An 11,851-nucleotide genomic window follows, 5' to 3' on the forward strand; every position below is an offset into this window, starting at 1 on the left:
TTTGGGATAGGAGGATAGAAAAATATATGGGGATTTTTGATTTTTTTAAATCTTCTGAGAATAAAAATAAGAATAAAGAAAATAATGTCGATAATGAAATTAAAATTAATAACCATCAGATTAACAAGGAAATTCCTGACAAAAATATAAATATAAATGTAAATAAAAGTTCAAACAATGATTCGGAACCTATTGAAAATGACAACTATGCGGATGATTTCAAGGAAATTTCCTATTACGATGAATTTGGAAAAGAATTCAAAATGCCCAAAAAGGATTGGCTTGAAAAAAAATTATATCCATCAATAAAAAAATATTGGAATAATATGGACGGGTTATATCCTATAATACAAGATGCCTTTTCAAAGGAGATTTATCCTGAGATTAAGGAAGCTGTATTAAGATTTTATGCATCTGATGAAAATTTTGAAAGAAAATTAATTCTTCTCGGAACATATCATATAAAGACGGGAGCGTATAAAAGTGCAGTAGAACTGTATGAAAAAAACTGGAACGTCAATAACTCAACAGAAGCTCTTTGTATAGCCTATGCGGAAGCATTGGAGCTTTTTGGGAAATCATCAGAGTCAGAAAAGAAATATTATGAGGCACTCGAAATTAATCCAAATTCAGCTACCGCATTTAAAAAATACTTTGATATTGTAAAAAAGAGAAGTAAGACTGAATATGAAAATAAGCTGGAAAAACTTTCTGCAATAAGAGGAAACTGGCGTGCTAAAATGATGCAGGCGGTAGTTTATTTCAAGAAAAATGACAAGGAATCAGGAAATGCCTGCTTGTTAATGGCTCTTAAAGAGTCAGGATATAATTCTGAAGTAATGTATATAACATCAAGTATTTATATTTTAAATGAACTGTATGAGGAGTTTAAACAATATGTAATTACATATTATAATCCTGAAAAACATAATGTTTATACTGCATTAAATGTATTAAAGTATTATAAAGTAAAGAATATGTATAAGGAAGGGCTGGAACTTTGTAAATTTACATCTAAGTTTCCATGGATTGAACATTATAAAAAATTTATGTACTATGAGGAATATTTCTGGAAAGCAAAAGTTAAGAATGAAAATAAAAGTGATGATGAAAAACAAAATAAAAATAGATTCTTTTCAACAAATAAACCTTTATGGTATTATGAATTTAACCGTCCTGAATTTATGTTAAATCAAAATAAACGTATAAAGCCCAATATTCTTATTTTAACTTTTACATCAATTGGGGAAAAATCAGAACTGGCTGAAAATTTAGCTGTTTCACTGCCTTTATATTTAAATGAAAACTTGCATTATAAAACAAATCTGAATTATCAGCTGGCAGTTGCCTATAGTGGTGAAAGTCTTTTCATATCAAAGAAAAGATACAGTACAGATTATATGAAACTGATACGTAGGCAGAATAATAATTTAAATTTTGTTTTGGCTGGAAATATTCTTAAAATGCCAAATGTTGAAAAATATGAAATTGAAATTTATTTATATGACACATTTAATGAGCATAAATCAAGCTTAATTAATAAAATTTATGATGAAAATACAATTTATAATGTCCAAAATGATTTATTAAAATCAGTAAATAACTTTTTTGAAAGAAGTTTTTCTATAAAATATGAAAAAAATTTGAATAATTTAGTTTTGTTTTCACAAAAGATGAAATTTTTAATACAGAGCAAGCCTCATAAAAAACATCAATCGTGGAGATACAAAAAGTTGCTTTCAGATCAGATAGATGCTGTGCTTGAAGACCGAAATAACGATTTAAAGAAAATAAATCTGTTATCACTTTTATATGAGATAAAACAGACGAACAGCCAGCTGCTGAAGTTTCAAAAACCACTTATTTACAGCATGAACATTCATGGCATCTTTGAAACTCAGACGTTAAAAATATTGGCACCAATTATTTTCAAAATATATGATGATGATGTGAACTTTCAAGCTAATATAGAGGCTTTAAATATTACAGATTCAAATTATTTGAACTGGATAAATAAATTTTCGGGAGATTAACTTTATGTTTCTTTATTTAAAAAAAGGATTTTCAATAATAATTTCTCTTTTATATATTTTTGTAAATTATAATTTCTATAATTCAATTTTTCGTGAATACACAAATAATAAAATTTTTCATATAACAACTGAACTTGGCGTTATCGAAGTGGTTTTCTGGATTTTGCTATTATATTCAGTTTTTGATTTAGAAAATAAAAGTATTGAAAAAAATAAGAATAATAAAATTAAAACTAAGGAAATGAAAGAGAAAGAAATAAAAAAAGATAAAATAGATTTAATAATCTGCTCTATAATTTTTTTAGCAACCTTAATCTGTGTAAATATTTCACGTGTTATTTTGCAAAGTTCACCTTATATGAATGATGTAGTTTCAACTGTAGGTTCATATCTTCTGTTTTTTGGAGGAACGAGAGTTCTGTTTATCTTTTCTTCAATAATATTTATATTTATTGCGGTAAGCAGAAGAAATGTTTTCCTGATTTTGATATCAGCATTAAATGTTATAATTTCAGTAATGATATGGCTGGACTTTGATACAAACATAACAGCAGTTATGAGAATTATTATTTCTATTTTTGCCATTATTTATTATGTTTTTTCAGAAAATAGTAAAAAAGACAAACAAGATACAAAAAATAAAATAAGGAGGATTAGTTTAAAAAAATGAAAAAAAATATAAAAAAACTATTATTTTTAATATCAGTATTATCTATTGGAAATATATTGAACGCATATAACGATAATAGCAATAGTGGTTCAGAAGTTAAAAAACCACCAATAGAAATACGTATTGACAATGGACAGGGCAGAACTAATGAATCGCGAAACAGTAGCAATACAACAGCAAGAAAAGGCGGGACTGAAACAATCAGCAATTCCGCTGGTTCAATAACGGTAGACTCGTCATACACTTCAAAAGGGCAAAACTATAGACAACGATTTATAATACTGCATTATACAGCGGTAAATAGAGATGGATCGCTTAGAGCCTTGACGGGTAATGACGTAAGTTCTCATTACTTGGTATCAGACCAAAAAAATGATCCTGTCTTTTATTTAGTTGATGAAAATAAAAGGGCATGGCACGCTGGGGCAAGTGAATGGAAAACTACTAAAAACTTAAATGATAGTTCAATTGGAATTGAAATTGTTAATAATGGAGATGTAAGTGGAAGATTTGAACCATTTAAGGATTTTCAAATAAAGGAAGTTGCAGTGCTTGTGAGACATTTAATTGATAAGTATGAAATTCCACCAACAAATATTTTGGGACATTCTGACATTGCTCCACAAAGAAAGCCTGATCCAGGTCCATTATTCCCATGGGAAGAACTAAATAAAAAATATAACATAGGAATGTGGTATGACAGTTCAAGTAAATCAATGTATGAAAGTCAATATGCAAGTACTTGGGATACTATACCTGCAGCGACAGTTCAAGCTGAATTTAGTAAATTTGGATATGCAGTGAATCAAACTGGAAGATGGGATGAACAAACAAAAAATATAATAAAGGCATTTCAATATCATTTCAGACCGTCTAAATATGATGGGAAACTTGATTTAGAAACATATGCAATTTTGAAAGCATTAAATGATAAATATAATAAATAATTTTTTTGCAAGGAATGATGTTTTGTTATTTCCTTGCATTCACATTTATAACAGTGTCATTTTAAAATAAAATTTTCAAACTAATACAGAAACAGAAAGGAAAATTATACTATGAAAAAATTTTCAGACAGAGTTTTAAATATGCAGTATTCACCAATTAGAAAATTAGTGCCGTATATTGATGAAGCAAAGAAATCTGGTGTTAAAGTATATCAGTTACATATAGGACAGCCTGATGTGGAAACGCCAGATACGTTTTTTGAAGGATTAAATAATTATAAGGAAAAAATTGTTAAATATACAAATTCAGCAGGAATAATCGAATTAAGAGAATCTTTTTCAAAATCTTATGCAAAAGTTGGAATTGATGTTTCGCCTGAAGAAATTTTAATTACTCAAGGTGGGAGCGAAGCTATCCAGATTACATTAGAAACCATTTGTAATCCAGGAGATGAAGTTTTGGTTCCAGAGCCATATTATACAAATTATGATAGTTTTTTGAGAATTGCTGATGCAAAATTAGTTCCGATTGAAACTTCAATTGAAAATCATTATCATTTACCAGAAAAAGAAGAAATAGAAAAATTAATTACTCCAAAAACGAAAGCAATAATGTTTTCAAATCCAAGTAATCCAACTGGAATTGTTTTCAAAAAGGAAGAAATGGAGTTAATAAAGGAAATTGCCATAAAACATGACTTGTTTATTATTACCGATGAAGTTTATAGACAATTTATTTATGATGAAGAAATTGAAAAAAGTTACCAGTCATTTATGTCCATTGAAGAAATTCAAGATAGAGTAGTTTTAGTTGACAGTATTTCAAAACATTATAGCGCATGTGGAGCTAGAATAGGAGTTATTGCCTCTAAAAATAAAGATTTTATGGCACAAGCGCTAAAATTTTGCCAAGCAAGATTATCAGTTTCTACAATTGAGCAATATGCAAGTACAAACTTAATTAATACTTTAGATACTTATATTGACAATACAAAATTAGAATACAAAGTAAGAAGAGATATGATTTATAATAATATTATAAAAATACCAGGAGTTATAACTTACAAACCAAGCAGCGCATTATATTTGATAGCAGAATTGCCAGTAGATGATATCGAAAAATTTGCTACTTGGTTACTGACAGAATTTAGATATGAAAATCAGACGTTATCATTTGCACCAGGACCAGGATTTTATACAACGCCGGGGAAAGGTACAAAAGAAGCTAGATTTTCGTTTTGTACACATAATTTGATTGAAATTGAAAATGGAATGAAGGTGCTGGAAAAGGCATTAGAAGAGTATAATAAATTGAATAAATAATTTTTAATAGACTTGTTTGATAATTCAAAATTATGGAATCTTTTTGTGATTACGAAGGCAAGTCTAATTTTGTATATTAAAATAGTATGAAGAATGTTTGTTAAAAAAATAGAAAATCACATAAATAGATAATTTTAAAATAAAAAGTTGGAAGTGAAAATAATCGGTGAAAGTAAAATTAAAAAAAACTGGAATGATTTATGAAGTTTTTGGAATTATCATATTAAGCAGTTTAAAAAAATTATTTTTATTATATGATAATTTTGAAGTTTTGGATACAGAATTAGAAATTATTAATGGAAGAATACCTTTTGATTGGCATTGGAAAGTAATAAATGAAGAATGGTGTAAAATAATTATAGGTCCACCAAAATTAACGAAAAACCTTGTGTATGCTGCTTACCATTGGGAAGGAAAAGGAGCTATAGAATATACAAAATTACAATCTGATGAAATGAAAAAAAATTGGCAAGAAAATTTAGAATATTATGATGAAATTTTAAATTATAGCAAAATTTTTAATGATATGTTATATGAATTTGAATAAATAAGGAGTTTATATGAAAATAATATACAAAAATATAGACTATTTAGTAATGGGAATATGTTATTTTAATGATAATAAGAAAACATATTATTTAATAGAAGAAGAAAATAAAGTAAAATGGATTTCAGAAGTTTTTATTGAAGTAAAAAAATCAAAAATTCCATTTAATTGGTCTATTTCATTAGAGAATAATTTAAAATATAATTTTTTGTGCGGTTATTATGAATTATGCAATTCTCTTGAGCATTTTGAAGGAATTATATCAGAAAATAAAAAAGATTTGGAAATTTTTAAAAAACGAAAGAAAGAATTAGAAATATGGTTAGAAAAACTAGATTATTACAATAAGGAAATAACTTTTAACGATATACTATCTAAAATTAGATTTTAAACTTTATTACAAAAGGAAATTTTTGGAAATCTATGAATGCTTATTAAAGGGAAAATAATATTTTTAAATAAAGTTTAGTACTAATTGGGTTTTGAAAGATATTTTAATTTATAAAAAAATAGGAGAGATTTAATTTGATGAAAAATACTGATTTTGAACATAAGGAGATTGAAGAAAGCCATATTGAAAAAGATATAAAGAATGCAAAGGAAATTTTGAAAAGAATGAATCCTAATCAGAAAATCAATTATCATACAATTTTGACTAAACTAATTTCAGATTGGGAAAATAAGGATATTCGTCCAAAAATATTGATTCATAGCTGCTGTGCACCTTGTAGTACCTATACGCTGGAATTTTTAACGCAATATGCAGATGTGACGGTTCTGTTTGCAAATAATAACATTCATCCAAAGGCAGAATATGAAAAAAGAGCTTTAGTACAGGAGGAATTTATTAAGAAATTTAATGAGCGTACTGGAAATGATGTTGGATTTATTGAAGATGAATATAAGCCAATGGACTTTTATAAGGCTGTGAAAGGGCTGGAAAATGAAAAAGAGGGTGGAGCAAGATGTACTGCCTGTTTTCAGATGAGGCTTGACATTGTGGCAAAAAAGGCTCAGGAATTAGGATTTGACTATTTTGGAAGCGCTTTGACACTAAGTCCCCATAAAAACAGTCAATTAATAAATACATTGGGCCTAGAAATTCAGGAAATTTTTGATGTTAAATATCTTCCGTCTGATTTTAAGAAAAATAATGGATACAAACGTTCAGTTGATATGTGTACAGAATATGATGTGTATAGGCAATGTTATTGTGGCTGTATTTTTGCTGCAATGGATCAGGGGATTGACTTGAATGAGTATAAATAGGAGTTGGAGAGATTCTTAAAATCCCTCCTTTTGCTTTGTGGGGGCAATTTGGGGGCAAATTTAAGACTAAAAACAAATATCATCTAATACTTCCTGTAAATAATCATTTGATTTAGGTATTAGATGAGCATAAGTTTCTAAAGTTACTTTTATATTTTTATGTCCTAGCCTTTTTGAAACGGCTGCAATATCGACTTTTTTATATAAAAGATAAGAAGCATGCGAATGTCTAAAGTCGTGAATTCTTTTTGTTTTAAATCACATTTTTTAGAAACAGAAACAAGTCTTCTTCGTAAAGCATCATAAGAAAAAGGAAATAATCTCTCTTTTTCATTAAATTCATAAAAAGAATTTTTATAATTTTCAATTTCTTTTACAAGATCTTCAGGGCAATAAATGGTACGAATTGAATTTTTTGTTTTGGGAGGAGCAATTGTAGTTCCAGTAATGTCCCTTGAAATTGTTTTGTTAATATCAATTTCATTGGTTTTAAAATTAATATCTTCAAATGTAAGTGCCAATAGTTCGCCAACTCTCAATCCGCATAAAAATAAAATTTTGAATGCAATACTAAAAACAGGCTCTTTAATCTCTTTTATAAAAATAGAAAAATCTTCTTCTGTCCATATATTAAATTCCTTTTTTCTTTCAGTACTTCCTATTGATCCACTTATTTTGTAGGGATTATTTTTCAAATTATAGAATCTTTCTGCATAATTAAAAATAGAAGAAAGTAGTTGAGAAATAGTTCTTAAATAACTCAAGGAATAGTTCTGATTTAATAACGTATTTTGCCATTCTCGAATAATTTTAGGTGTAATATCTCTAATCTTAAAATTTTCAAAAAACGGTAAAATATGTTTGTATACAATCAATTTTCTAGTTTCTACAGTTGATGTTCTAGCTCTAACTTTAAAATCAGTAATAAATTCCTTATATAAATTACCAAAAGTAATATCTGAAGTCAAAGAAAGAGAGTTAATAAATTCAACTTACCATTTTTTAGCATCTGATTACCGTTTGAATCCACGTTTTTTCTTTTTCATATTATTGCCAAAAACATCTTTATACCATAACTGAACGGAACCAAGTGCCTCGTTCGGTATCTTTATAAACTCCCATTTTTAACACCTCGCATTGATTTTCCCACACTTGAGAAAATATAGAACTACATTTATTATAATCGAAAATATAGTTTTATAAAATATTCAATTCTAATTTATAATAAAAATCAATGTCTTTTATTAATTGATCTATTGCTTCATTATCCAAATTATTTAACCAGTCCTTTAATTCGTTTATGGTTATAATTTCTTCAATAGCTTGAATATATCTTTTTTGAATAACTTTCATTCCACTCGATCTAAAATTTATATAATTGTTTATTTCACTTTGAATTACGAACCTAGGTTTTTCAGTTTTTATCACAAAAGTAATTGGAAAATGTAAAACTTTATCAATATCCAATAAATATTTCCCATAATCGTTCACTTCTGTAACTTGAAAAAATCTTCCAAGAGGTCTCATAACAAAATCAATGCCACCATCGTTAGCATTAGTTCTTCCCGTTTTATATAATGTTAAATATTGTTCCTCTAATTGATCAGGAGAATATCCGATATATATTTTTGTATTTTTATAATGATTTTTTAAAATAGCATATGAAATTATTTCAAAAATTCTAGCTTCCGCATTTTCAGTGAGCAGTTCTGAAATTTTTATTCTTTTAAAAGGATAAATACCAATAGACATCAGTTCTTCTAATTTTTTTATTAATTGAGAATCTTTCTCTTTTAGCAGTTCTATATATTTTTGTATTATTTCAATAGCAACTCTACTTATGTCATAAGACAGATTATTAATTGTATCATTTACGTATAAATAATCAATATGCAATAAATAATTTCCTGAATTTATTATAATTAAATCATTATCATTTTCTTTTACAATTTTATTTTTAAATTCTCCATTAACTCGTGAATTAAGTGCATGATTCTGCAATTTGTTTCCACCATAAAGACTTCTGCAAAAATTAAATAACAGAGTAAATTCATAGCCTTCAAAGTTTCTATATTCTTCAGGATTATTAAAAAAATTTTGATTATAATAAAATAAAATAGAATATATGGCATATATATTACCTAAATTACGCCTAGTTTTAGAATTTCCATACACAGCCCCCATTTTTAAATCTAAATATTTGATTAAGGGACTGTTTTCATAAATGTATAAATAATTATTAGGAAAATGTTGAAATAATATGTCTTTTATAAAATCTTTCATTGAATGCTCCTTTTCTCAATTTATATAGCTTGATTTTCAGAAATATGATCTTTTTTTGATTTATTTTTTGTTTTTTTACTTTTGTCTTTTTCAAGTTTGACACCGTTGTATTCATCAGTAATGTTTAGTCTTCTCAACCCTATTTTAAAATATTCCAAATTAGTTTCAATTCCAATCGTTTTTCTATTTAATTTTTGAGCAACAGCAGAAGTTGTAAAAGAACCACTAAAAGGATCTAAAACAATATCGTTTTCGTTGCTTGAAGCCAAAATAATCCTTTTAAGTAATTCCTCTGGCTTTTGTGTGGGATGATTCTCATACTCTTCCATTCGGTATCTAACCCTGCTAAAATCCCAAACATTTCCAGGAACTTTTTTAGTATTGTAAGGTTGTGGAGGAGTTTTCCTGTAATCAATTAATTTTCTTTTAGCTCCAGTATTGGTTTCAATTAAAATATCTTGATAATTAAATGTATATTTGCTTTTTTTAGAATGGGTAACCATCAAAATAGGTTCATATAAAGAGCCAAATTTAGTTTTGGCTTGAACACCAGAGGAATCATAAGTCCATATAATTCTGTTAATTACATAATAGTTATCATCAACATACATATCAAGAAAAGGCATAAATTGAGTCGAAGTCATAAAATACATTGTTCCATCTTCTTTTAAGATTCTCATACATTCATCTATCCATTTTTTTGCCCAGTCAAAATACTCTTCCTTATTTTTAAAAAAATCACTATCGTTACCAAAATTTTTTCCAATACCATATGGGGGATCAGCAAAAATAAGATTAACAGAGTTATCCTCAATAGAACGTAAAATATCTAAACAGTCTCCTAGTACAGCCATAGCATTTTCATTATACATTTTTGTAAACGATAAATTTTTAAATATGTTTAATATTTCCATTTTTCTCCTTTTATTTTAATATTTTATAAAATTATTTATTTCATAATTTATTTATAAATTCCTATTTTTAACATCTCATTATTATGTTATGATTTTTCCACACTTGAGAAAATCAAATTTTGTTACTTTAATTTATAATTTTTAAAATATTTTACAAATAATTTAGCTTCTTTTTCCATTAAATCATTATATTTATCAGCTTCTCCGATGTAACAAATATTTTTTATGTAATATATAATGTCCAAATTCATGGATTAAAATATCGATTTCTTCTTGAGAGGTTAATCCTTTTTTAAAAAAAATGAAGTTAGTACTTTTTTCATCAATATAAAATATTCCTTTACAAGTGATATTTTCATACAGTATGGAAATTTTATAATAATTACATAAAAAATAAATATCTTTTGTATTGTGAAGAAGCATTAAAATTTTTACTTGTGTTTTTATATAGCTATATCTCATTAATGATATTATAACAAATTATTTTTATTTTTTCAAAAATGTGATATATTAAAATCAGAATTTTATTTTCTAACAGGTAAAAAAATCAGGAAATATTTGATTTAATAAGAATTTTATGCTATAATAAACTTACGATATATCGGAAGAGAAAATAAAAATAATCCAGTCATAAAAAATCTAGGAAGCGAATTGTAGTTCGCTTTTGTTTTTATGTAATTTATGGATAATTTTGATTTCCTCATATACCAAAAAAATTAATTTTATTTGCTGTATAATACTTCTCCTAATAATAACTATTTAGTTTTTAAAATATCTCTAATTTCTGCTAGCAGCGCCTCTTCTTTAGTTGGAACTTCTTCTTTAACAGCTTCTTCAGCCTCTTTGTCAGATTTTCTTAATTTATTAATGAATTTGACCATTAGAAAAATAACAAAAGCCATTATTAAAAAGTTTACAGTATTTTGAATAAAGTTACCATATAACACTGCTACTTCAGGTTTATTCCCTTGAGCAGGAGTAATAACAAGTTTTAAACCAGTAAAATTAATTTTTCCTAATATAATCCCTATAATTGGCATAATCATATCGTCAACTAATGACGTTACAATTTTTCCAAATGCTCCTCCTATAATAACTCCGACTGCTAAATCTATCACATTTCCTTTTGAAATAAATTCCTTAAATTCTTTAAACATTAAAATACATCCTTTCCTTTTAAAATTATATACTACGTATTATAATGTATTTTTTTCTAAAATGCAATAATTATTTTTACTTTTTGTTGCACTTGACTTGCCAATATAGTATTAAGAAAATTTAAATTAAACATCTTTTCTAATGTGTTTTTCAGCAATCGACACAACTTTATCCACTCTATCTGTATATTTTTTCTCATTTATCAAATAATCAGTAGTCATCCATATTTTTACGATTTCCTGTGCGATGGCAGAACCGATGATTTTTCCGCCAAGGCAAAGTACGTTTGTGTTTGAGTGGGAACGGGCTAGCCCAGCGCAGAATGGATCTTGACAAATAGCGGCATATACACCATAGATTTTGTTTGCAATTAAGGCGCTTCCATAGCCAACTCCGTCAATGAAAATTCCCCTGTCAACTTCACCTTTACTTACTGCGAGCGAAGCAGGATAGATAAAATCAGGCAAATCACAAGATTCTTCACTAAAAGGTCCAAAATCTACAACTTCGTGTCCTTGTGACTCCAGTAATTCCTTAATTTCTTTTTTTAAATTAAATCCAGCATGATCTCCAGCCATTGCTATTTTCATAAAATCATCTCCTTGTTTGTTTTCTATTATTAGATGTGTTCGATAACCTAAGTTTTTTCATTTCCACAAGGGGTCAAGACCCCTTGCTTCAGAATATTTATTTTATTAAATTCTAAA

At 27.0% G+C, this 11,851-nt stretch carries 13 protein-coding genes; 7 read left to right on the forward strand and 6 right to left on the reverse strand.

What is annotated here, in order from left to right:
- Positions 1-26: 26 nt before the first annotated feature.
- The 7 genes from LEBU_RS05665 (at position 27) to LEBU_RS05695 (ending at position 6,789) form a co-directional block, all read left to right on the forward strand.
- Positions 27-2,033 (forward strand): tetratricopeptide repeat protein, encoded by a 2,007-nt coding sequence (locus LEBU_RS05665; protein WP_015769383.1) that lies wholly within the window; start codon positions 27-29, stop codon positions 2,031-2,033.
- 4 nt (positions 2,034-2,037) lie between these two features.
- Positions 2,038-2,703 (forward strand): hypothetical protein, encoded by a 666-nt coding sequence (locus LEBU_RS05670; protein ID WP_015769384.1) that lies wholly within the window; start codon positions 2,038-2,040, stop codon positions 2,701-2,703.
- A complete protein-coding gene (locus LEBU_RS05675; RefSeq protein ID WP_015769385.1) occupies positions 2,700-3,650 on the forward strand; it encodes an N-acetylmuramoyl-L-alanine amidase in 951 nt (316 codons plus the stop codon). Before LEBU_RS05670 ends, LEBU_RS05675 begins: the two co-directional genes overlap by 4 nt.
- A 111-nt stretch (positions 3,651-3,761) precedes the next feature.
- Positions 3,762-4,973: a pyridoxal phosphate-dependent aminotransferase gene (locus LEBU_RS05680; RefSeq protein ID WP_015769386.1), complete on the forward strand. Its 1,212-nt coding sequence runs from the start codon at positions 3,762-3,764 to the stop codon at positions 4,971-4,973.
- A 166-nt stretch (positions 4,974-5,139) separates the two neighbouring features.
- Positions 5,140-5,520 (forward strand): hypothetical protein, encoded by a 381-nt coding sequence (locus LEBU_RS05685; RefSeq protein WP_015769387.1) that lies wholly within the window; start codon positions 5,140-5,142, stop codon positions 5,518-5,520.
- Positions 5,521-5,533: 13 nt separating this feature from the next.
- Positions 5,534-5,911, forward strand: a complete 378-nt coding sequence (locus tag LEBU_RS05690) for a hypothetical protein (RefSeq protein ID WP_015769388.1) — start codon at positions 5,534-5,536, stop codon at positions 5,909-5,911.
- 137 nt (positions 5,912-6,048) lie between these two features.
- On the forward strand, positions 6,049-6,789 hold the full coding sequence (locus LEBU_RS05695) for an epoxyqueuosine reductase QueH (RefSeq protein WP_015769389.1): 741 nt from the start codon (positions 6,049-6,051) through the stop codon (positions 6,787-6,789).
- Between the two features lie 66 nt (positions 6,790-6,855).
- Here the strand turns inward: LEBU_RS05695 and LEBU_RS12440 are convergent, their stop codons facing one another.
- The 6 genes from LEBU_RS12440 to LEBU_RS05720 form a co-directional block, all read right to left on the reverse strand.
- Positions 6,856-7,032, reverse strand: coding sequence for a tyrosine-type recombinase/integrase (locus LEBU_RS12440; protein ID WP_083767541.1), 177 nt, complete (start codon positions 7,030-7,032; stop codon positions 6,856-6,858).
- The gene (locus LEBU_RS05700; protein WP_041760568.1) at positions 6,954-7,757 is read right to left on the reverse strand and encodes a tyrosine-type recombinase/integrase; all 804 of its coding nucleotides are present in this window, start codon (positions 7,755-7,757) and stop codon (positions 6,954-6,956) included. Before LEBU_RS05700 ends, LEBU_RS12440 begins: the two co-directional genes overlap by 79 nt.
- A gap of 229 nt (positions 7,758-7,986) precedes the next feature.
- On the reverse strand, positions 7,987-9,072 hold the full coding sequence (locus tag LEBU_RS05705; RefSeq protein WP_015769390.1) for a hypothetical protein: 1,086 nt from the start codon (positions 9,070-9,072) through the stop codon (positions 7,987-7,989).
- 20 nt (positions 9,073-9,092) lie between these two features.
- Complete coding sequence (gene yhdJ, locus LEBU_RS05710) at positions 9,093-9,986, reverse strand: adenine-specific DNA-methyltransferase (protein ID WP_015769391.1); 894 nt, start codon at positions 9,984-9,986, stop codon at positions 9,093-9,095.
- Positions 9,987-10,741: 755 nt separating this feature from the next.
- Complete coding sequence (mscL, locus tag LEBU_RS05715; protein WP_015769392.1) at positions 10,742-11,143, reverse strand: large-conductance mechanosensitive channel protein MscL; 402 nt, start codon at positions 11,141-11,143, stop codon at positions 10,742-10,744.
- Between the two features lie 126 nt (positions 11,144-11,269).
- Positions 11,270-11,734: an RpiB/LacA/LacB family sugar-phosphate isomerase gene (locus LEBU_RS05720; RefSeq protein ID WP_015769393.1), complete on the reverse strand. Its 465-nt coding sequence runs from the start codon at positions 11,732-11,734 to the stop codon at positions 11,270-11,272.
- Positions 11,735-11,851: the final 117 nt, after the last annotated feature.

Source organism: Leptotrichia buccalis C-1013-b (genome assembly GCF_000023905.1).
Taxonomy (GTDB): Bacteria; Fusobacteriota; Fusobacteriia; order Fusobacteriales; family Leptotrichiaceae; genus Leptotrichia; species Leptotrichia buccalis.